Origin of the sequence: Pseudoalteromonas ruthenica, assembly GCF_008808095.1 — a bacterium.
Classification (GTDB): Bacteria; Pseudomonadota; Gammaproteobacteria; order Enterobacterales; family Alteromonadaceae; genus Pseudoalteromonas; species Pseudoalteromonas ruthenica.
This window is the reverse complement of sequence record NZ_CP023396.1, coordinates 2704614-2726908: the sequence shown is the minus strand read 5'-3', so window position 1 is coordinate 2726908 and position 22295 is coordinate 2704614. Positions and strand designations below refer to the sequence as shown.

Sequence of the window (22295 nt, the reverse complement as noted above, 5' to 3'; positions counted from 1 at the left end):
CCGCTTGGGTTGGCTTATAACGCAAATGTATTGCTGTGTTATAGCGTTAATTATTCCTCAATAAAAGGGACACCTTGCGTCATCCACTGTGGCGCTGGTTCACCTTTTAGGTGATGATTAAAGTACTGCATCATGCGAATAGAAAAGTCCACTTGGTTGGGGAACTGTTTCAGGTGATGTGGCTCGCCATCATATTCAAGGAAAATCACCTCTTTCCCGGCGCGGCGCAATGCTAAATAGTACTGAATCCCTTCTTGCCAAGGCACGGCGCCATCCTCATTGCCAAACATAATCATAATTGGAGTGTTTATTTTATCGGCAAAAAACACCGGTGAGTTGTCAATGTAGGCATCGACATCTTCATACAGTGCCTTACCAATACGGCTTTGCCCCGTTTCATATTGGAATTGACGCGCTAATCCAGATTTTAGGCGGATACCGCTGTATGCCGAGGTCATATTCGATACCGGCGCTCCTGAGACAACTGCTTTAAACATATCGGTTTGCGTTACCATAAAGGCACTTTGGTAGCCGGCCCATGAGTGTCCTTGCAAGCCTATGGCATCTTTTTTGGCAACGCCCATATCAATCAGCTTTTGTGCGGCATTGATCATGGTTTGAGTGGACGAGGGGCCAGGTTTACCAATCTCAAAGCGAATATCAGGCAAGAACACCGCGTAACCGTTCGATGTAAACATCGGGAAGTTAGGGCGATGGTTAAGCTCCATTTTTGGGAAGTCGTAACGTCGCTGGCTCATATAGCGGTAAAAGTAGATAACCACAGGCACTTGCTCACCTTCTACGTAGTCCGCAGGTTTTATCAGCACGCCTTGTAAGTCCTCGCCATCGTAGCCTTTGTAACTAACTAGTTCTGGCTTTTGCCCCCATTTAAACTGACTGATTTGTGGGTTCAGATCGGTTATCTGGCGAGGGTTTGTTAGCTGGGCATCAGCCTGCCAAAAGTCAGGAAACTGGTGATAACTCTGCTTGGTAAAAATGTATTTATCAGCGTGTTTGGCCTTCATTTTTACATCAAAGCGCGCTTCACCAGCCAAAAGTGTACGCACAGTGTTATTTGCTAAATCCAGTGCACCTATTTGGGTCTGCTTATTATTTACATTAAATGCGCGTAGCAGCAGCTGCTCTTGGTCATCAAAACCAAGCTTATCATCGTCTAGGTTAACCACCCGATACTGAACCTGCTTAGCTTGCCCTTGCGTTAAAACTTGGGCTTCGCCACTTTCAACATCAAAGGCCCAAATATCGTATTTAGAATTAATCAGTACCTTCGAGCCGTCTTTATACCAGCCAGCAACACCATAGCCGTCTACCTCGGAGGGGTAATCATGCTTATCATCGGCAAATACTGCATTCACTGCTTTACTAAGGGGAGTCACTGTATTATTGGCTAAATCTTTTAGCTGCCACCCTTGGTCACTAAAGTACACCTCATGTTGCCCTATTGGTGACAAACTCGGGCGATGTGGATGGGCTTTGACGATGACTTGTTTACTGCCGTTGAGAACATCAATGGCATAATAATCATTATAAAAGCCTTTGTAGGTCATCTCGTGCAAATAGGGCAGGTTAGAGTAACCAATGAGGTGATCTGCTTTTTTGTTTAACCGCACCTTTGGCACTTGCTCATCGGCCAGTTGCACCACCTTCTTGCCATTAAGGTGATATACCGCTTGGTAATGGCGATATTTTTTTTCTTTCTGCCATTGCTGTTTTTCGCGCGGTTTAATTTCTGGATCTTGGTGGTGCCATACTTCAATATTCGCCTGAGCCACTATGGTGTCGAAGTCGCGCAACGACTGCGCGTCTTGGTACTTTTTCTTGGTCACTTTGGCGTCAAGCTCTGGTCGTGTTGTAAAGTATAGGCGAGCGCCATCTTCCGACCAACTCAGTGTGCCTTTCTTGCCCGCTTGCCATTGACTTGGCAGCGTTTCTAAGGTGTTTTGCTGACCATGCCACAACATCGTACGGTAGTCGCGGCGGCGCGTATCATCATTGACATAATTGCCGACATTAAAGGCCACAAGGTTTTGTACTGGGTGCCATTCGATGGTGCTAACGGTTACCCCTGGCTCATCTATCAGCGAGTCCGTGCGTTGTGAGGCAAAGTCAAAATAGCTGACTTGGTTATTACTGCCATCACTGCTGTGTTGATTGAAGACGATACCTGCACTGGTATGGCTGATGGCATAAGTGAACACTGAATCAAGGCGTGTCTGCTCGTTGCTGGTTAGATCAACAATGACTAAGTCATAGGTTTTATCTTTTTTATCAGCGCTAATATGCAGGTCATCACCAGTATCGGCTTTTTCTTTTTCGTTATCAGCATCTTGATCGCTGCTGCTGTGGAGGCGATAGGCGAGCCAGCGACCATCATCAGAGAGTTGATAGTCTTTCACTTGCTCAAAACTTTGCTGGGCACCCGTTTGGGTATTGACCAAGACGAGGTTGTTTTTTAATTTCTTGCGCGCTTTTTTGTCAGTGCTTTCTTTATTCAAGAGGGTGGGGACTTGGGTGAATGCCACCCATTGGCTGTTTTTATTAATCTGTGCCGCTGTACCGCGTGCCACCGTGGCAATAAGTTCATTGTTATCTAGGTTATACACCTGACCTTGAGCGTCGCCGCGATAAGGTTCGGCACTAAAGGCTAGGTACTGGCCTTGCTCGCCCAAAACGGTGTGTTGCGGATACTTGAAATCGAAGACATCGTTAAATTGCAACGCCTGCTTAGCGGCCACTGGTGTCGCCAGTGCACCTGCCAGCACAGCAGTTAGAAAAGTAAGTTGAGGTTTCATGACCACGTCCTGTTTGCTTTTTTAGCTATTGTAACGGTAACAGGCGAAGATTCGAGCAAACGCGATAAAGTGGATAGTTTTTGAGATAGGCGCTGCACTAAGCAGCGCCATAGTGTTTTATCTTGGGTCGATAGTAAGTGGTTCCAGCGTGACCCTTGCGTTGTTGCTGGCGCCCGCATAGTTACGATATGTTTGCCCTTCACGTAGGGTGTAATACACGTCAACATAGTCGTCATCATTAGTGAACCATGCATCAGGCATTGCTTGTAAAATCTCATTTGTTAGCTGAGGAATAATGGCATAGCCCTGAGCGTCAGGATTCGGAATTGCGCGCAGTACCGCTGTGGCGACTTCTAATAGTTTACTCGCCAGAGTTTTATAATTGGTATTGTCGTCTTGCTCCATCAATAAGATATCCGCAGCTTGCCAACGGTAGCGATTCCAGTGAATTAACACTTGGTTTGGGTAGTAGTTTTCGCCGTCGTGATCTAAGTAGGGCATATCAACAATGTCTAGCACTGGCTCATCGCGAGACGGGCTCACACCCGTGACAATGGCGTACACTTCAGCGGCACCTGAAATCCAAGGCTCTTCATCATCATTAAGACGGATTTGTTTAAGCACTGTGGTGGATAACGGTTGTTCGTTTTGGGTGCTGTATTTACTTTGCAGCGTCGGTTGTTGGGTTGATGCCAGCACCGAGCGCATTATCGCAAGTCCCTCAGTAAGGGTCTTTTTGGCGTCAAGCTCGACGATGAAAACCGGTGTATCAGGAAGCGTGTAGGCATCGAGTAAATGCAGCTGTCCTTGTTGGTCATACGCTTCTACCACATCCCAGTGTTTGTCATCGCCCTTGGGGGCAAAAGCAACCAGCGCCGGTTCGCCTTGCTGCCAGTCATTAAGCATGTTGCGATGCGCTAGGCGCAGTTGTAATAGGTTGTCGCCCTGTTCAGGTAGGCCCTTTAGCGAACGAATTTGGGCATTATGCTGTTGCAGATCAAACTCGCTTTGAGCGTCTTTTGGCACTAACTTATCGGCACTCACTGCCAACGAGTAGGCACTTAGTTGTTGTTGTAGGGTCGGTTGTAGCTGCTTTAGATTCTTGGCAATGTTTTTGGCAAGGGCTTTTTTGCTTTGGAATACACTGTGGGCGGCCTGTGCCTGTTGGGTGACAGCGGTTGTTTGTGAGGCAACACTTAGGTGACTGGTGAGGCTCAGCGTAGAGGCGAGTGCCAAGCTCAGTAGTGATAGTTTTTTCATTTTATGCTCCATGTGTGATCAAGTTTCAAAAAGTACACCTGAGGTAGGGTGTTAACCTTTTTTTAACCTTTTACCTTTTGCAGGGTCAACACATCGGAGCAGTGAAATGCATTCTGCGTGTAAACGGACGTAAATAGTGCGGGGAAAGCGCTTCATTTTTCATCCTTTATACTTATTCTTGCATCACTTCATACCTCCACTGACAAACTTGATATACTGCACACCTACTTAATTAGGAAGAAACGCCATGACTATTTGGGTTGACGCCGATGCGTGTCCCGTCGCTATCCGCGAAATTATCTGCCGCGCTGCGGTACGCACGAAAACCACAGCGGTCTTTGTTGCCAACCAATACCTGCGTTTGCCAGCATCAGATTTCTTGCGTATGCAGCAAGTCATGCCGGGTTTTGATGTGGCTGATAATGAAATCGTACAGCAAGTTCAGGCTGGCGAGTTGGTGATCACCAGCGACATCCCATTAGCGTCGGAAGTAATTGATAAAGGCGCACTAGCACTGAATACACGGGGTGAGCTGTACACCAAAGAGAATATCAAGTCGCGCCTTAATATGCGTGATTTTATGGATACCTTAAGAAGCAGCGGCATCCAAACCGGTGGCCAAGCCCCTTTGAGTGCCCAAGACAAACAACAATTTGCCAATCATCTTGACCGCTGGCTTGCGCAACAATGAGTTTGTAAGCTAGACTGCTGGCGAATACTTGTCGGAGTGCCCTAACTGAAGGGCTGAGATCGCAAATGCGGGATCCGTTAACCTGATCAGGCTCACACCTGCGTAGGGAACAAGCTTGCCTCGGCACGCTTGTGCCGTAATGGCACAAACCATGCCCAGCCAAAGCAGCGCTTATGCGCGCGGACCACAGGCTCTATCGCCTCCAGACAAGACCAATACTCAGTAAAATAGTGAGGTGCGTCATGTCACAGAAAACCAAACCAAGCCGTCGTCAAAGCCGTGAAGCGGCGTCTGAATACATCCACAACCTTACGGGGCAGCCTTTCCCCAATTCCAAAAAAGTCTATGTTGAGGGCTCGCAGCCCGGAGTGCGAGTAGGTATGCGGGAAATCGCATTAAGCGATACCTTTGTTGGCGGCAGTGAAGAAGATCCCATCTACGAAAAAAACGACCCTATTCGTGTTTATGATACCTCAGGGCCATACACCGATCCAGATTTTGAGCTCAATGTGCGCAAAGGCCTGCCTAAATTCCGCCAGGCTTGGATTGCAGAGCGTGATGACACCGAGCTATTAGATCATAAAAGCTCGCAGTTTGCCCAGCAGCGTATGGCTGACGAAGGGCTTGACCATATTCGCTTTGAGCATCTACCGCAGGTGCGCCGCGCTAAGGCGGGTAAAAATGTCACGCAAATGCATTACGCTCGCCAAGGGATCGTTACCCCAGAAATGGAGTACATTGCCATTCGCGAGAATGTGGGCCGTGCAGAGGTGCGCAAGGAGTTATTAGCTCAGCAGCACCCTGGGCAGTCTTTTGGTGCCAGTATCCCAGAATTTATTACCCCTGAGTTTGTCCGTGATGAGGTTGCTCGAGGGCGAGCAGTGATCCCCAATAATATCAATCACCCCGAATCTGAGCCGATGATCATCGGGCGTAACTTCTTGGTGAAAGTTAATGCTAACATCGGTAACTCGTCGGTTAGCTCATCCATCGAAGAAGAAGTAGAAAAAACCGTATGGTCTACCCGCTGGGGGGCCGACACCATTATGGATTTATCAACCGGGCGCTATATTCACGAAACCAGAGAATGGGTGATCCGTAATTCGCCAGTGCCAGTGGGCACAGTGCCGATTTATCAGGCGCTTGAGAAAGTAAATGGCGTGGCCGAAGATCTTACCTGGGAAATCTTCCGTGATACGCTGATAGAACAAGCCGAGCAAGGCATCGATTATTTTACCATCCATGCTGGGGTGCTATTACGTTATGTGCCTATGACCGCAAAGCGGGTCACGGGTATTGTCTCCCGAGGGGGGTCTATTATGGCGAAATGGTGCTTAGCGCATCACCAAGAGAATTTCCTGTACACCCACTTTGAAGACATTTGCGAAATTTTAAAGCAGTACGATATTTGTTTCTCGTTGGGCGATGGTCTGCGTCCAGGGTCGATTGCCGATGCCAATGACGAAGCACAATTCAGTGAACTACGCACCTTAGGCGAGCTTACCAAAATAGCATGGCAGCATGATGTGCAAGTGTTTATCGAAGGGCCGGGTCACGTGCCGATGCATTTAATCAAAGACAATATGGACGAGCAGTTAGCCCATTGCGGCGAGGCGCCGTTTTACACTTTAGGCCCACTAACCACCGATATTGCCCCAGGCTATGATCACTTCACTTCAGGCATTGGCGCGGCGCAAATCGCATGGTATGGCTGCGCCATGCTGTGCTATGTCACGCCGAAAGAGCATTTGGGGCTGCCTAACAAAGAAGATGTTAAAGAAGGCTTAATCACCTATAAGATTGCCGCCCACGCAGCCGATTTGGCCAAAGGGCATCCAGGGGCGCAGGAGCGTGACAACGCTTTATCAAAAGCGCGTTTCGAGTTTCGTTGGCTCGATCAATTCAACTTGGGTCTCGACCCGGACCGGGCGCGCGAGTATCACGATGAAACCTTGCCGCAAGAGTCAGGAAAAGTCGCGCATTTTTGCTCGATGTGTGGGCCCAAATTCTGCTCTATGAAAATCACTCAGGAAGTACGTGATTACGCCAAAGATCTGGAGTCTAGAGGCATCGACCCCAATAATCTTGGCGAGGAAATCAGTATTCGCATGGTTGATGTTGAGTCGCAAATGCAGGCGAAATCAGAAGAGTTTAAAGCCTCAGGCAGCGAGCTCTACCATAAGGTATATTAATGGCCCAAAAAATAGCCATTGTTGGCTTTGGTGTGTGCGGCCGGGTGGCCGCACTGCTGCTTGCCCAGCACTATGATATTGAAGTGTTTGAACGCGGTGATGAGCACGGCCACAGTAGTGCTGGGCACGTGGCGGCTGCGATGCTTGCGCCAATGGCCGAATCGGTACTGTGTGAACAAGACCTCGCTGAGGATGGCCTTGCTGCTTTGGCATTATGGCCAAAACTCTTGGCCTTGCTCGATGAACCGGTTCAGTTTCAGCAAGCTGGCAGTATTATTGTTGCCTACCCCCAGGATCAGGGCGCCATGGCGCATTTCCGCAAACAGTTAAAGCCATTGGCGGGCTTTGCCGGGCAAGACATTGACGGTGCTCAGTTGCAGACGCTGGAGCCCGAGCTGGCAGGGCGCTTTGGCAAAGGGCTATACCTGCCATGCGAGGGACAGCTCGACAATCAAGGCTTTTATCAGCACAGCTACCTCAGCCTAAAACGTCGTGGCGTGCGCTTTACCTTTAACGCCGATGTGGACGTTGAAACGCTCGCAGCACAAGACTATCAAGCCGTCATCGATTGTCGCGGCATCGGAGCGAAAACTGCGTACACCCCGTTGCGGGGCGTGCGTGGCGAGGTCGCTAGAGTGCATGCACCTGAAGTACGCTTGAGCCGGCCGGTGCGGCTCATGCATCCGCGTTATCCGATTTATATCGCTCCTAAGCCAGAGCATCGCTATGTCATCGGCGCCACCGAAATTGAATCACAAGATACCCGAGCTATCACGGTGCGCTCTACCTTAGAGCTGTTATCCGCAGCTTACAGTGTCCATAGTGGCTTTGCTGAAGCCACCGTTGAGTCCTTGCGTGCTGGGCTGCGCCCTGCCTATAACGATAACCGTCCACATATTGAGCAAAGGGGCAAGGTGATTAGCATTAATGGCTTATATCGCCATGGCTATATGCTCGCGCCTATTGTCGTTAAGCGGGCATTGGCGCAGTTTAATACCGCCGTATAAAACCAAGGTGAAGATATGCAGATTTATATAAACGAAACGCCTGTTACCGTGCCAGAGCAGGCTGCATTGAGTGAGGCAATCACTGCGTTTGCGGCTAAACCGCCGTTCGCCGCCGCTGTTAATGGCCACTTTGTCGCGCAGCAAGACTATGGGCACACCGCCCTGAAAGAAGGCGATAAAGTGGATATCCTTGCACCCATTCAAGGAGGTTAGATGAGCGACGCTTTTACTATCTATGGTCAGTCTTTCAGCAGCCGGCTGCTGATTGGCTCCGCCTTATACCCATCGCCGCAATGCATGCATCAAGCGATTGCCGCCAGTGGCAGTGAAATCGTCACGGTGTCTCTGCGTCGGCAGAACTCTCACGCTGGAGGAGATGACTTTTGGCAGCTGATCAAAGATACCGGGTTAACGGTGCTGCCCAACACCGCAGGTTGCCACAGTGTGCAAGAGGTGATGACCTTGGCGCAAATGTGTCGTGAGGTTTTCGCCACCGACTGGATAAAGCTCGAACTCATTGGTGATGACTACAACTTGCAGCCAGACCCTATCGCCCTAGTTACTGCTGCTGAGCAATTATTGGCACAGGGTTTTAAGGTGCTTCCTTATTGCACCGATGATCTGGTAGTGTGCCAGCGTTTAGTGAGCGCTGGCTGTGAGGTTATTATGCCTTGGGCTGCGCCCATCGGTACTGGCAAAGGCATATTAAACCCCTATGCATTGCATACTATTCGCGAGCGCTTACCCGATGTTACGCTGATTGTCGATGCCGGGTTAGGGTTGCCTTCTCACGCCTGCCAAGCCATGGAAATGGGCGTGGATGCCGTGCTACTAAACTCAGCCATAGCAGGAGCCAACGACCCTGTGTTGATGGCACAAGCCTTTGCCAATGCCACCGTGGCTGGCAGACAAAGTTATTTAGCAGGGCCCATGGTGGAAAAGTCGACCGCCGTGCCGTCAACGCCGACGTTGGGCATGCCCGCATGGCACACAATGAGTGAGGATATATGAGTGAAGTAGTATGGACTATTGCCGGCTCTGATAGCGGCGGTGGCGCAGGCATTCAAGCCGACTTAAAAGCGATGCACAGCTTTTGTGTGCATGGGTGTAGCGCCATTACCGCACTGACAGCACAAAACAGCCTGGGCGTGGAGGCACTAAATCCAGTGACACAGGCGGTGCTGGAGTCACAATTGCAAGCCTTAGCCAATGACCTTCGTCCCCAAGCAATCAAGATAGGGATGCTCGCCAATGTGCAGCAAATCCAACTGGTAGCCGAACATTTACGTTATTATCGCGACAACTGGTCGTGCCCCCCTCATGTGGTTTACGACCCGGTGGCCATTGCCACAAGTGGTGATAGTCTGATTGAGGAAGACGCTCAAGACGATATTGCCGATGCCATTAAAACCCATTTATTGCCCTTGGTTGATGTAATCACTCCCAACGTCCATGAAACACAAATGCTCACCGGCATATACCTTATTGGCCCCGATGCGTTGCGTGAAGCGGCGAAACGATTGCAGCAGTGGGGGGCAAAAAGTGTGGTAATTAAAGGCGGACATTGGGACTACCCACAAGGGTATTGTGTTGATTACTGCCGCGAAGGTGAACAAGAATATTGGCTTGGCAACGCCACCATCACCACTCCCCACAGCCATGGCACGGGGTGTACGTTGTCATCCGTTATTGCTAGTTGCTTGGCTAAGGGGTATCCGCTTAAAGATGCCTTTATTCTTGGCAAAGCCTATATCAATGCCGGGTTGAAAAGCGCGCAGCGCTACGGCGAAGGTATCGGCCCGGTAGCGCAAACGCGTTGGCCGAGTGAACTTGCTGATTTTCCGCAAGTGATCGAGCCCGGTAGTTGGCTTGGCGACGAGCTTGATTTCCCATGTGCTGCCGATTTTAACTATGCCGCCGGATTCGCGCCTTGCCCACAGCAACTTGGGCTTTACGCTGTGGTCGACAGTGTTGATTGGTTGCAGCTGTGCTTGGAGCACGGTGTCAAAACCGTGCAACTGCGCATGAAAGACTGCCATGGCGAGCAGTTAGAAGAAGCTATCAAGCAGGCCATTGCCTTGGGGCGTGCCCACGATGCTCAGGTGTTTATCAATGATCACTGGCAGTTAGCGTTAAAGCATGGCGCTTACGGTGTGCATCTGGGGCAACAGGATTTACACAATGCCAACCTGCGCGCTATTCAAGACGCTGGCCTGCGCTTAGGGCTCTCTACTCATGGCTTTTATGAAATGCTGCTAGCGCACAATTACCGGCCCAGCTATATCGCCTTGGGCGCGATTTACCCAACCACCACCAAGGATATGACCGGGCAAATTCAGGGCCTGCAGAAGCTGCGTCACTTTGTACCATTGATGCAAGCTTATTACCCCACGGTGGCCATTGGTGGCATAGATTTGACGCGTATCGCTGAGGTGGTCAATACCGGTGTCGGCAGTGTCGCCGTGGTTCGGGCGATAACCGAAGCAGCGCATCCTACACAGGCGATTGCGCAGTTACAGCAAGCAATCAAGGACGGGCGCAGTGAACAGTGACGCGCTCAGTAACAAAGAACGTATCCGTTACGCTCGGCAGTTATTGCTTGATGATGTTGGCGAGGCGGGGCAGTTGCGCCTAAAGCAAGCCACCGTGCTGGTGGTCGGTTGCGGCGGCTTAGGCAGCCCCGCGCTGCTTTACCTTGCCGCCAGCGGCGTGGGCAGAGTGCGGTTTATGGACGATGATGAGGTCGAGCTATCTAACCTCCAGCGGCAAATTTTGTTCAAGCTTAATCATCTCGGGCAAGCTAAAACGAAGGCGGCGAATAAAGTGTTAGCCAGCTTAAATAGCGACATAACCCTAGAGCCACTGTGCCAACGGGCGAGCGCACATACTTTAAGCACGGCGTTGTCGGGGTGTGATTTAGTGCTTGATTGCAGTGATAACTTTGCAACCCGTTATCTGCTCAATAAAACCTGCAAAAAGGCGCAGGTGCCGCTAATTAGCGGCGCTGCGGTGGGACACCAAGGGCACCTTGCGTTGTTCGACTTTGGCGATAGCACCTCTCCCTGTTATGCCTGTCTGTTTCCGCCGCACAGCGATAACCCCACCGCTAATTGCGCCACACTCGGGGTGATTTCGCCCTTGCTGGGCATTGTCGGTGCACAACAGGCCATGCTTGCCATTAACTATTTGCTTAAGGGCAATGGAGCGGCCGTGTTGCACTGTGTTGATGGCGAGACTTTGCGCCATAGGGCAATACAATTGCAGAAAGACCCGCAGTGCCCTTGTTGTGGGCAATAAAAAAGCCAGCGAGGTTGCTGGCTTAACATACTAAAAAGCGGGGATTAACCTGCAAATGCGTCTTGCAGCGGTGGCACTACCTGCTTTTTGCGACTAAGTACGCCGTCTAACCATACCTGAGAGTCAGCCACTTGTTCGCCGTAGGCTCTTTCGATGATGCCTTCGTCAGCAGAAGCGATTAGCATTTGCGAGCCTTCGTTCATGATGTCGGTGAGCAACAACAGCACACTGTGGCGGCTGCCCTCTTCTTTAAGCTTAGCAAGATCAGCATGTAATTCGGCTTTTATGTTGTCAAATACCGCCAGGTCGATAACCTCTAACTGACCGATGCCCACTAGGTTGCCATTCATATTGAAGTCTTTAAAGTCACGCATGACCAAATCACGCACTGGCGTGCCTTCAACGGCTGATTTAACCTTGAACATTTCCATGCCGAGCTCTTTGGCATCGTCAACACCAGCGATCTCTGCAAGAGCCTCAACACACTTGATATCGGCGGTGGTGCAAGTCGGTGACTTGAAAATCACCGTGTCACTTAAAATAGCGCACATCATCAAACCGGCGATATCTTTTGGAATATCGACGCCGTAGAAGTCATACATCATTTTAATGATGGTGTTTGAGCAGCCGACCGGGCGAATCCAACATTCAAGCGGTGTGGATGTGGTTAAATCGCCCAGTTTGTGGTGATCGACCACGCCGACTACAGTCGCCTGGTCAATATCATCAGGGGCTTGAGTTTTCTCGGTGTGGTCAACAATATACACCTCTTCCCCAGCGTAGCTCATTTTCAGTTCTGGCGCTTCGAAGCCAAAACGGTCAAGGATGAACTGGGTTTCCGGTGATACCTCGCCTAAACGCGTAGGGATCGCCTCTTCACCAATTTGATTTTTTAAGTACGCCAGTGCAATTGCACCGCAGATCGAATCAGAATCAGGGATTTTGTGTCCCACTACATACATTGCCATATCGACTCTCCTAAATATTTTGCCGTTATTGTAGCAATAATTTTTAGCTCTGCGGTAGCGGCAAATGGGCTGCTTGGGCACGACTTTTTGGTTACACTGGGAGGATTAATTTCTATAGGGCATAAACCATGGCTGCAATTAAACTTTCGCGCAAAGGGTGGAATAACTTAATAATTTTCGCCATGTTGATTATGATCTTTGTGTTCAATGGGTTACATCATAGGCTTGGTGGCGATGATGAACCTAAAGGGCCGCAACCCTTGTTACCAGCGCAGAGTTATATTCTTACTTTAGAATATCCCGGCATAAAAATTGAACGTATTGGCACCAGCTGGCGTATGCAACAGGACAGCGATGCGGCGCAACCAAGCGCTGATATTCAAACGCTAGAAGCCAATGTTCGCGCTTGGCAACAACAAAGAGCGCCGTTAGCTGAGCCGCTTGGCGGAGCGCCTCTTTTAGCCGCAACCTTAACGCTTGCAGGAGAGCCAACCCCCTATGTTTATGTGCTCTATAAAGACCAGCAGCACTATCGATTATTTAACAAGCAACAGCAGCGCTGGTATAGCTTAACGACACATCAAGCGCAGCAGCTATTTATACAATTAGCGAGTAACTAACTTATGCCTGAGCTTCCCGAAGTCGAGGTAAGCCGTTTAGGCATTGCCCCCCATATTGAGGGGCAAACCATTACCCAAGTAAATGTTCATCAACCGCAACTGCGTTGGCCGGTGAGCGAACAGGTCTATGCCCTAGCAGGTAACGTCATTACTCAGGTAAGCCGTCGTGCAAAATATTTGCTGCTGCACTGCGATGAGGGAGCGGTGATTTTACACCTAGGTATGTCCGGGCATTTGCGGGTTGTTGATAGCAACACGGCGTTAAAAAAACACGATCATATTGAGTTTCAGTTTGCGAACGGCCTGAGTTTGCGCCTTAATGACTCGCGCCGCTTCGGCGCGTGTTTGTGGCAGCCACTGGACAGTGTGCACTCGGTATTCCAAAAATTAGGGCCAGAGCCACTAACCGCTGATTTTGATGCGCAGTGGCTATTTGCGCGCTCTCGTAATAAAAAGCAACCCATTAAGCAATTTATTATGGATAACCAGGTGGTGGTTGGGGTCGGTAATATCTATGCCAATGAATCTTTGTTCAAAGCGGGGATTCACCCTAAACGCGAAGCTGGGAAAGTCAGTCTTGCACGCTATCAAAAGCTCACACCGTTAATAAAGGCGACCCTAGCGGCGGCGATTGAGCAGGGGGGCACGACATTAAAAGATTTCTCCCAAAGCGATGGTAAACCCGGTTACTTTGCGCAGCAATTGTTGGTCTATGGCCGTAAAGGGGAGCCTTGTACAAGTTGTGCGACTACGCTGACGGAAATACGTTTAGGCGGGCGCTCAACGGTTTACTGTAAAAAGTGTCAGCGCTGAGGTGGGCGGCCAAGGGGTGTCCTTGGCCAATTGATTTTGCTATAGCTCGAACGGGGCAACACCGACGCCTGCTATTTTGTAGCCGGTTTTTGCGATTTCACCGCTCCAGCTATCAGCCTGCATGACCCCGGTCACTACTATCGCGTCATAGAGGCTATCGATCGGCACACCATTTTTCATGGTCACATGTACAATTTGATTCGGTGGTGGTGGCGGCACATGGATACACGCGCCGAAATAAGGCACTAAGAGAAACTCAGTTATGGACTCGTTGTCTCCCTCCAAAGGCACCACAAAGCCGGGAAGGCTTACGGTTTTGCCATTGTATTTTTGTACCACTGGGGCATCTAAATTTGGCTGCACCCAGTTTTGCTCACTGCCTTCGTGGCTTGATGAACTATTGCGTGTATCGACGGCAACATGACCTTCTGGCACCAGGTCTTCCCAAAAAATCTCCAGGGGCTCATTGGCCATTGCCGAGCCTGTCAACGCGGTGCTCAAAAGCACCAAACTTGCGTAAATAAACTTCATAAATATCCTAGGTTTTAATGCTCATACCATCGTTTAGCGAGTAGAAATAAGCGCGTGCTGCCGGCAGTATACCGACAATCCAGCCAGCGATAATGATACCTGCGACTAAGCTCAGTTCATAGCCTGACAAAGGAGTGATACTCAAGCTAATGCCGGCATGAGCTTGCAGTAAAGACTGACTGGCCCACATGGCCGCGTAAAATAAGCCACACCCCAAGGCGGTACCAATAACGCTGATCAGCACGGCTTCTATACTCATTAAGGAAAAAATATGCCACGGTTTGGCGCCCACAGAACGTAAAATAGCGAGCTCCCGGCGCCGTTGCGACAGGTTTGCCAGCAAGGTGGTAAGCATCCCTAGCAGGCTGACACTGACCACCACCAAGGAAAACAACAGCAAGATTTTTTCCACTATGGCAAGCATTTCCCAAAGTTGACTCAGGGTTACGGTGGGCATAATCGCCATTAATGGCTCAGCCTGATATTGGTTGATATTGTGACGTACTTGTAAGCTGTATAGTGGGCTGTCGAAGCCAAGTAAAAAGGCACTAATCTGTTTTGGTGTACCGACTAAATCTTGGTGCGGTGTGTGTTTTTGCTCATGGTGCTGGCCATGTTCGTGGTGTTCGCTTGGGTGAGTTGTATGCTCATCGTGCTCGTGCTCGTGCTCGTGCTCGTGCTCGTGCGAGTCGGCTTGAGCGCTGCCATGCATCAGCTCAATTGCTTTTAACGGCACATGCACCGACTTATCGACTGGGGTGCCAGTCGGCGCCAATATACCAACGATGGTCAGGGGGTTATCATCATGTTGTTGGAAGCTGGTGTTGCCCATGCCATGAGCAACAACAATGTTGTCGCCAAGTTGATAGTCCAATGAGCGAGCAACGTCAGCGCCAAGTACCACATCGCTTACGCCGGCAAAAGCGTGGCCTTGGGCAAAGCGCAAGGGCTGCTTTTTAGCATAGCGAAAGTGCTCAAAATAACTTAAGTCGGTGCCGATTACCGCAAAGCCTTTGTGGGCATCACCGAGCGACAGTGGAATACTCCAAGCAACGCCGCGCTTACTACTAATGGCTTGATAGCTTTGCCAGCTAACGCCATTGTTCATATGGCCGATACGAAATACTGAAGCTAGCAATAGTTGGATATCGCCGGTACGTGCGCCAACAATCAAGTCGGTGCCCGAGATGGTATTGGCGAAGCTTGATTTGGCATCCACGCGCACTCGTTCAATACTCAACAGCATCATAACGCTAATGGCAATGGTCAAGACACTGAGTAATACGCTGGCCTTACGATTGAATAAGCTTTTGCTGGCGAGTTTTAGCAAAATCATGACGCCACTCCTGCAAGCTGATTAACTTCACTTAGGCTCACCACCTTGGAGAACAGCGGCGCGAGGGACTTTTCATGGCTCACAAACACCACCGTGGCGCCGGTCTTGTCGGTTTGCTCGAACAGCAACTCGATAAACGCCTTGCGGTTGTCCTCATCAAGGGCGGAGGTGGGTTCATCGGCGATGATCACTTCGGGCTCACCAATGACCGCTCGCGCTGCGCCTACGCGTTGCTGCTGACCGATACTCAAGGTATTAACCGCTTGATGATGGTGGCTAGCATCTAAACCGAGCTGAGTGAGCAAGGTGGCTGCCAGTTCGTTCATTGCCATACCGGCGCGTTGCGCTCGTTGGCGGCGAACAGCGGAAAAAGCCAAGGCTAAGGTGACATTGTCGATAGGGCTAAGGTAGGGCAGTAAATTAAAGTTTTGAAAAATATAGCCAAGGTGATCGGCACGAAACTGATCGCGTTTGGCGCTGCTCAGGGCGCTGAGATTGGTATCGGCAATGCGAATGTGCCCGCGTTGCGGGGTTTGGATCCCCGCCAGTAACGACAGTAGCGTTGATTTACCGGTGCCGCTGGGGCCGTGTAAAAAAACATGCTCACCTTTTTTTATGTGCAACGAGTCTATTGCTAGAGTGGGTGTGTGCTTTTCACCATGCCAAGAAAACCATAGCTTTTCTATTTCAATCATCACGTTCAATACCGCTGACTTGCAATTGTTGTTACTGTATCACAGTCATGTTTTAGGGCCAGCGCAATGCGATCAATGGCCCGTTACCAACGCCAATATGCCAATTTTTTACGCATCTTAAACTGGCGTAGCAAATTAAGGGGCTTGGCCTTTAGCTCAGCGCCGTCACTGATAATTAAATCATTGGTCGCCGCCAATACCCGCTCACTCGAGCGACCATCTTGATAGGGATGCAGTTGCTGGCAGAAAGACTCGATATTAGCCATTAACTCAGGCGGTCGGGTCAGCGCTTGGTCTATTACCGCTTCAACCTGCGTCGCATCGGTTACATTGAGAAGGTGCGCTGCAGGGGCTTGATTATTAAAAGTAACCACCGGGCGACGCAGCAATAAAAACATTAGCAAAATCGAAGAGGTATCACAGAGCATTACGTCCGCTGCTTGCAACAGGGGAATGACATTGTCGGTTTCAACAAAGCTGAGACTATCATTTTGCATGGCTTTATATTGCGCCACGATATCGGCACTCATCTTCGGGTGGAACTGCACTAAAATACGGTATTTACCGCTATCGCGGAGCTCTTTAATGTGCTCAACCAACACTGGGGCCAGTGACAAGCGCTTGGAAAAGGTTGAGCAAATCAATAAAGTCGGGCGCGAGTCAGCACTGCTATAGAGGTTATTTGGTGTGGGGCTAAACAGTGGGTCGAGCATTGACCAACCCGTTTCACGCACACGAAAAAAACCATGTTGCTGGGCTAACTGGGTAAAGGGCTCAGTGGTATTTGGGCCTTGAGTACAATACAAATCAAAGCAACCACGAATGGTGAAATGGTCGTTCTTGCCGCGACTATTTAACTTGCCCGCGTCAAAGCCATGAAACACAGCGACCTTCTTACCAGGAAAAAAGGTGGGCATGATATTCGCTGGTGCAAAGGCTGCGTGAGGCCGCCACTGGCGAATTGCATCAACGGTTAATAACTGAGATTCGTCCGCAGCTAGGAAATCAGGGTTAACTTCATCGCCTTGTAAAAACCACTTTACTTCGCCGCCGTGAGCGCGAATAACTTGTTGTAAAGGGCGTAAAATCGCATAGGAGTAATTTTGCGAAATATACATAAGGTATCGCTTGCCCTGAGTGCTGCTCGATAAGTCCACCGCCGTGCCCCTATAGCAAAAAGATGTTGTTTAGTTTACCGCAATATTAACTTTAAATGACAGGTACAAGGGCTATCCAGTGTCGAGAATAAAAAAGATAGGACAAAAGTCCGCTTTGTTGCGGCGATTATCTTTATCTTCGCTGCCAGCTGAACTATCATAGCGCGCTCACAGCCTCGGTCGGTGTATCGAAATTAGCCCTTGTTTGGAGTAACCATGAGCAACTACAAAGTCTTAGATGTAAACGATGATCTACCTATTCGCACTCAAGGTCCGGTGCACAGCGGCAAAGTGCGTTCCGTTTACTGGTTAACCGAGCAAGACAGTGCTCGCTTAATTGCAGAAAAAGGGTATGCGGTGCCACAGGGGACCGAGTTGGCAATTATGGTTATCTCCGATCGGATCTCGGCGTTTGATTGTATTTGGCAAGGTGAGCAGGGCTTAAACGGCATTCCAGGCAAGGGCATTGCGCTGAATGCAGTGGCTGCGCACTGGTTTAAACAATTTGATGCCGCCGGACTTGCTGGCAACCATATTGTGGATATTCCACACCCATACGTATGGATTGTGCGTAAAGCCAAAACAGTAAAAGTGGAAGCCATCGCTCGTCAATATATCACTGGTAGCATGTGGCGTGATTACGCCAAAGGCATCCGCTCTTTCTGCGGCATCGACCTACCTGAGGGGCTAACCGCGAATCAAAAGTTAGATGAAGTGCTGATAACACCATCGACCAAGGGCATTATTGAAGGGCTAGATGACGTGCCAGCCGTGGATGATGTAAACATCACGCGCAAAAACATCACCGATAACCTAGATGCATTCAACTTTAGCTCAGCAGCTGATGTGGCAAAATATGAGCACTTATTGGTGCAAGGATTTAATGTTATCAGCGCTGAGCTGGCGAAGTTAGATCAAATCTTTGTCGATACCAAATTCGAATTCGGTTACGTCGAAGACATGCAGGGCAATGAGCAGTTAATCTACATTGATGAGGTGGGTACGCCAGACTCTTCACGTATTTGGGATGGTCCCGCATACCGCGATGGTAAAATCATTGAAAACTCCAAAGAGGGGTTTCGCCAGCTGCTTATCAATAATGTACCCGACAGCGATGTGTTGCTAAATAAAGAGCGCATGGCTGAGCGTGAGCAACTCGCCCAAGACTATAAGTTGCCGGTTGAAGTAATGATGCAAGTGTCTGACACTTACGTTGGCATTGCTAGTAAAATCATTGGCGAGCCACTGCAAATTCCTACCGACCCGCGCAGTGAAATTATAGCGGTGCTCAAGGAGCAATATCAGCTTATCGATTAGTCCTATTCGGGTCACGAAGTATGCCGCCACAACGATATTGGCGGCATTTTTATAGGTAGTCAGGGTACAATTAGGCAAACAATTCGGTTTTTTAGTATGATGGGCGAATGTTTTTTCCGCTTTGCACCGTTGTATGAAGGTTTTTTTCGACGTTTTACACTTGTACTACTTGCCTCAATATTTACCTGTTATCGATGAGCTTAATCAACGTGGTGCACAGACCGTGGTGGTGCTTTATAAGCAAGAAGACACGGCGCTCAATGCGGCCGCAGAATATGCAATAAAGGCCCATGATTTAAATGCGCATTGGCTGCAAAGTGAATCACAAGCGGTCGCGTTTTATCGTCAATGCGGCGCTGATTGGGTTATATTTGGTAAGGCTTTCGCGGCTATTGCAGAGCTAAATAGCATAGTAAAAACGGCGTTGATGCAGCACGGCATTGGCCCCAAGGCGTGTTACTATGATGCCTCGAACAATGCAACTTCAGTGCGCTTTGTTGAAGGTCAACACCGTTTGACCCGCTTACACACACTTTATCCAGACTCGACGTTTGTTGACACTGGATACGCCAAGTTAGACCCATTATTGAGTCAACCGCAGTATCCGTTACCAAGCCATGAAGACTTTGGCCTTGATGCCAGCAAGCCCACGGTACTTTACGCTCCGACTTTTTATCCAAGCTCGCTGGAGCGGCTGCCTAAAAACTGGCTGGCAAACCTGACACACTGCAATGTAATTATTAAGCCGCATTATTTTTCGCAAACAAAAGACAAATATCAAAAGCACCAACGCTTATTACAGCGATGGCAGCAGTATGAGCATGTGTATGTGAGTCAACTTGAAGAGTTTAATTTAGTCCCTTTTATGGCGCTCGCTGATGTCTTGGTGTCGGATGCGTCGTCGGCTATTTTTGAGTTCTTTGCGTTGGGTAAGCCGGTAGTGTGGTGCAACTTCTACAAGCTCAGATGGTCTTACCGAGGGCCTTTTGCGTACCGCTTTAAAGCGCGTTTAGACGATGATATCTCCTACTTTGAGCCGCTGTGCTTTAAAGCAGATAGCCCTTCTGATGTGATAAGGGCCATTGAAGAGGCGTTACATCAGCCACAAAAATTTCATAACCAACAAAACCAAACCACGATAGAACGCCTAGCAGGGAGGCTTGACGGCAACAGTGCGAAGAGAATAGTAAGCTACCTATATGACAACTAAAATAATAACGTTCGGTACTTTTGATGTATTCCATGTCGGCCATGTCAATATCCTAGAACGTGCCGCAGCGCTTGGCGATGAACTGATAGTGGGGGTATCTTCCGATGCCCTTAATGTACGGAAAAAAGGCCGCGCTCCGGTCTATGCGCAAGCAGACCGTATGAATATCATTGCCGCGTTAAAGTGTGTATCCGATGTGTTCTTAGAGCAGTCTTTAGAACTCAAGCGCCATTATATTGAAACCTACAATGCGGACATGCTAGTGATGGGCGATGATTGGCAAGGTAAGTTCGATGACCTCAAAGAGGTATGTGAGGTCGTCTACTTACCCCGTACTCCCTCTATTTCTACCACAGAGATAATTGAGGTGGTGCGCCAGCCAGAGTTCTGCTAACGTCAAAGTCCACTTGCAAGCGCAAAAGGTGCTATCGACATGGAACAACAGATATCAGTGGCTGAATTGGCATCAAAGCTAGATAAGCCCGAGTTGATAATTTTCGATGCCGGTATGGTGTTGCCGGGTAAGTCGGGTGGTTACTCGCCAGCGGCGGTGATCCGAGGTGCTCGACGATTTGATATAAAATCGGCGTTGGCGGATCACAACAGCCCTTGGCCAAATATGCTATGCAGCGCCGAGCAATTCGAGCATGAAATGCGCATTGCTGGCGTCAATATCGACTCCGAAGTTGTTGTTTATGACGATCAGGGGTTGTTTAGCGCCGCACGAGCGTGGTGGATGTTCAAAGCCTTTGGCTTTGATAATGTTAAAGTATTACGCGCAGGCCTACCTGCTTGGCGCAGTGCTGAGTTACCGGTGCAACAAGGTTGGAGTGAGCCTCAAGCCCAAGGTAACTTTGTGGCGCAGCCACGAGCAGGCTACTTTATTGATGCTGAGCAAGTGCTCACGAGTATAGACCAACGCCACACTTTATTATTGGATGCACGCCCGGCGCCACGCTTTGATGGCACTGCTGAAGAGCCCCGTGAAGGCATGCGCAGCGGACACATTCCGCACTCCGCTAATTTGCCGTATGCGCGGTTAATTAAAGACGGCGCCTTATTAGACGTTGCGGCATTGCAGCAGTGCTTTAATGACTTGGTTGCCCCAGATGTGCAGCAGTTACAATTTAGCTGTGGTTCCGGGATCACCGCTTGCATCTTGGCGCTAGCTGCTTACGAATGTGGTTATCGGAATCTACAAGTATATGACGGCTCCTGGAGTGAATGGGGCGCCCGCCATGATTTACCAATAGACAAGTAAAAAAGGCACCCAAGGGTGCCTTTATGTTATTGGTGATAGCTTAAACAGGTTTCTACTTCCTCTTTCGAGCCGAGAATCACCGCGACACGCTGGTGAATTTGCTGCGGGTCTACTTCCATAATCCGCTGCTCGCCCGTACTTGCCAAACCTCCAGCTTGTTCAATTAGCATAGCCATCGGGTTGGCTTCATAAAGGAGGCGCAGTTTATAAGGCTTGTCGGGGTTTTTAGTATCGGCCGGGTAGGTAAACAGGCCGCCACGACAGAGCACGCGATGGACATCGCCGACCATGGCGGCTATCCAGCGCATATTAAAGTTTTTGCCACGAGGGCCGCTCTTACCGGCAAGTAAATCGGCGATGTATTGCTGCATCGGCGCTTGCCAATGCCGTTGGTTAGAGGCATTAATTGCGAATTCTTGGGTCTGTGCTGGCACTGAAGCAAAATCTTGCGTTAGCAAGAAGCTGCCGTGGGTTCTATCTAAGGTGAAAAGGCGAGTGCCTTTACCAGTGGTGAGCGCCAGCATTGTTGATGGACCATATAAAACATAACCCGCCGCGACCTGTTGCTCACCTTTTTGTAGGAAAATGGCTGGATCGCTGGCATCGGCTTCTTTAGGTACGCGCATCACCGAGAAAATAGTGCCCACTAGGGAATTAATATCGGTATTAGAAGAACCATCAAGCGGGTCAAAGGCAACAATGTAGTCGGCCTCAGGGTTACCAGCTACGGTCCCTTCTTCCTCTTCAGAGGCGATGGCTTTAACGTAACCTGACTCCAACAAGATATCTTTGAGGAGTTGGTTCGATAACACGTCTAGTTTCTTTTGTGTTTCACCTTGAATATTCTCATCTAAGGTGGAGCCAAGTACGCCAGAAAGAGCACCTTGACTGACTCGGAAAGAGATCTCCTTACACGCGGCCAAAATGGTGCGAATAAGGGAGATAAGATCGCGTGGGCAACCGTCTTCTAGCAATACCGGAGGGAGTCTGCGCATGCTGTTTTGTTCCTTAGTCTGTTGGGCCTAAGCGGCTGAAAATGTGAGAGAGTACCGCTCAGAATACGCTGTTTATTTATCGTGTTGCGGTTGTAGATTGGCGCCGAGCGGATATACTCAATGGCGATAATT

The 22295-nt window shown here is 49.6% G+C and carries 21 protein-coding genes and 1 riboswitch; of the genes, 13 read left to right on the top strand and 8 right to left on the bottom strand.

The window, feature by feature from the left end; translation table 11 throughout:
* Nucleotides 1–50: 50 nt before the first annotated feature.
* Nucleotides 51–2813 (bottom strand): S9 family peptidase, encoded by a 2763-nt coding sequence (locus tag PRUTH_RS12660; protein ID WP_151173419.1) that lies wholly within the window; start codon nt 2811–2813, stop codon nt 51–53.
* Between the two features lie 117 nt (nt 2814–2930).
* Nucleotides 2931–4073 (bottom strand): DUF3103 family protein, encoded by a 1143-nt coding sequence (locus PRUTH_RS12655; protein ID WP_151173418.1) that lies wholly within the window; start codon nt 4071–4073, stop codon nt 2931–2933.
* A gap of 247 nt (nt 4074–4320) precedes the next feature.
* On the opposite strand from PRUTH_RS12655, the gene PRUTH_RS12650 reads away from it, so the two are divergent.
* The 7 genes from PRUTH_RS12650 (at nt 4321) to PRUTH_RS12620 (ending at nt 11260) form a co-directional block, all read left to right on the top strand.
* A complete protein-coding gene (locus tag PRUTH_RS12650; RefSeq protein WP_045979243.1) occupies nt 4321–4764 on the top strand; it encodes a YaiI/YqxD family protein in 444 nt (147 codons plus the stop codon).
* Nucleotides 4765–4786: 22 nt separating this feature from the next.
* Nucleotides 4787–4890, top strand: a riboswitch (TPP riboswitch).
* 116 nt (nt 4891–5006) lie between these two features.
* Complete coding sequence (thiC, locus tag PRUTH_RS12645) at nt 5007–6956, top strand: phosphomethylpyrimidine synthase ThiC (protein ID WP_151173417.1); 1950 nt, start codon at nt 5007–5009, stop codon at nt 6954–6956.
* A complete protein-coding gene (locus tag PRUTH_RS12640) occupies nt 6956–7963 on the top strand; it encodes an FAD-dependent oxidoreductase (RefSeq protein ID WP_151173416.1) in 1008 nt (335 codons plus the stop codon). Before thiC ends, PRUTH_RS12640 begins: the two co-directional genes overlap by 1 nt.
* 15 nt (nt 7964–7978) lie before the next feature.
* On the top strand, nt 7979–8176 hold the full coding sequence (gene thiS, locus PRUTH_RS12635) for a sulfur carrier protein ThiS (protein WP_022943337.1): 198 nt from the start codon (nt 7979–7981) through the stop codon (nt 8174–8176).
* Nucleotides 8177–8974, top strand: a complete 798-nt coding sequence (locus PRUTH_RS12630) for a thiazole synthase (protein WP_151173415.1) — start codon at nt 8177–8179, stop codon at nt 8972–8974.
* Nucleotides 8971–10515 (top strand): thiamine phosphate synthase, encoded by a 1545-nt coding sequence (gene thiE, locus PRUTH_RS12625; protein ID WP_151173414.1) that lies wholly within the window; start codon nt 8971–8973, stop codon nt 10513–10515. The genes PRUTH_RS12630 and thiE overlap by 4 nt, the downstream gene beginning before the upstream one ends.
* Entirely contained in the window at nt 10505–11260 is a 756-nt protein-coding gene (locus tag PRUTH_RS12620) for a HesA/MoeB/ThiF family protein (RefSeq protein WP_151173413.1), read from the top strand. Before thiE ends, PRUTH_RS12620 begins: the two co-directional genes overlap by 11 nt.
* A gap of 44 nt (nt 11261–11304) precedes the next feature.
* Here PRUTH_RS12620 and PRUTH_RS12615 read toward each other — a convergent pair whose 3' ends face one another.
* Entirely contained in the window at nt 11305–12228 is a 924-nt protein-coding gene (locus tag PRUTH_RS12615) for a manganese-dependent inorganic pyrophosphatase (protein ID WP_045979250.1), read from the bottom strand.
* Between the two features lie 128 nt (nt 12229–12356).
* On the opposite strand from PRUTH_RS12615, the gene PRUTH_RS12610 reads away from it, so the two are divergent.
* Complete coding sequence (locus PRUTH_RS12610) at nt 12357–12848, top strand: hypothetical protein (protein WP_022943342.1); 492 nt, start codon at nt 12357–12359, stop codon at nt 12846–12848.
* A gap of 3 nt (nt 12849–12851) precedes the next feature.
* Complete coding sequence (gene mutM, locus PRUTH_RS12605; RefSeq protein ID WP_151173412.1) at nt 12852–13661, top strand: bifunctional DNA-formamidopyrimidine glycosylase/DNA-(apurinic or apyrimidinic site) lyase; 810 nt, start codon at nt 12852–12854, stop codon at nt 13659–13661.
* Between the two features lie 39 nt (nt 13662–13700).
* Here the strand turns inward: mutM and PRUTH_RS12600 are convergent, their stop codons facing one another.
* From PRUTH_RS12600 to PRUTH_RS12585, 4 genes are all read right to left on the bottom strand, one after another.
* Entirely contained in the window at nt 13701–14192 is a 492-nt protein-coding gene (locus tag PRUTH_RS12600) for a DUF3299 domain-containing protein (protein WP_045979252.1), read from the bottom strand.
* Between the two features lie 7 nt (nt 14193–14199).
* On the bottom strand, nt 14200–15528 hold the full coding sequence (locus tag PRUTH_RS12595; protein ID WP_151173411.1) for an ABC transporter permease: 1329 nt from the start codon (nt 15526–15528) through the stop codon (nt 14200–14202).
* On the bottom strand, nt 15525–16223 hold the full coding sequence (locus PRUTH_RS12590; protein WP_045979254.1) for an ABC transporter ATP-binding protein: 699 nt from the start codon (nt 16221–16223) through the stop codon (nt 15525–15527). Before PRUTH_RS12590 ends, PRUTH_RS12595 begins: the two co-directional genes overlap by 4 nt.
* A gap of 83 nt (nt 16224–16306) precedes the next feature.
* Complete coding sequence (locus tag PRUTH_RS12585) at nt 16307–17341, bottom strand: CDP-glycerol glycerophosphotransferase family protein (RefSeq protein WP_151173410.1); 1035 nt, start codon at nt 17339–17341, stop codon at nt 16307–16309.
* A 255-nt stretch (nt 17342–17596) separates the two neighbouring features.
* On the opposite strand from PRUTH_RS12585, the gene PRUTH_RS12580 reads away from it, so the two are divergent.
* The 4 genes from PRUTH_RS12580 to PRUTH_RS12565 all read left to right on the top strand — a co-directional run bounded on the left by PRUTH_RS12580 (nt 17597) and on the right by PRUTH_RS12565 (nt 21168).
* Nucleotides 17597–18697: a phosphoribosylaminoimidazolesuccinocarboxamide synthase gene (locus PRUTH_RS12580; protein WP_022943348.1), complete on the top strand. Its 1101-nt coding sequence runs from the start codon at nt 17597–17599 to the stop codon at nt 18695–18697.
* Between the two features lie 133 nt (nt 18698–18830).
* Complete coding sequence (locus PRUTH_RS12575) at nt 18831–19907, top strand: CDP-glycerol glycerophosphotransferase family protein (protein WP_151173409.1); 1077 nt, start codon at nt 18831–18833, stop codon at nt 19905–19907.
* The gene (locus tag PRUTH_RS12570) at nt 19897–20301 is read left to right on the top strand and encodes an FAD synthase family protein (protein ID WP_045979256.1); all 405 of its coding nucleotides are present in this window, start codon (nt 19897–19899) and stop codon (nt 20299–20301) included. The genes PRUTH_RS12575 and PRUTH_RS12570 overlap by 11 nt, the downstream gene beginning before the upstream one ends.
* A 39-nt stretch (nt 20302–20340) precedes the next feature.
* Complete coding sequence (locus PRUTH_RS12565) at nt 20341–21168, top strand: sulfurtransferase (protein WP_151173408.1); 828 nt, start codon at nt 20341–20343, stop codon at nt 21166–21168.
* A 26-nt stretch (nt 21169–21194) separates the two neighbouring features.
* Here the strand turns inward: PRUTH_RS12565 and PRUTH_RS12560 are convergent, their stop codons facing one another.
* A complete protein-coding gene (locus PRUTH_RS12560) occupies nt 21195–22163 on the bottom strand; it encodes a class 1 fructose-bisphosphatase (RefSeq protein WP_151173407.1) in 969 nt (322 codons plus the stop codon).
* Between the last annotated feature and the right edge of the window lie 132 nt (nt 22164–22295).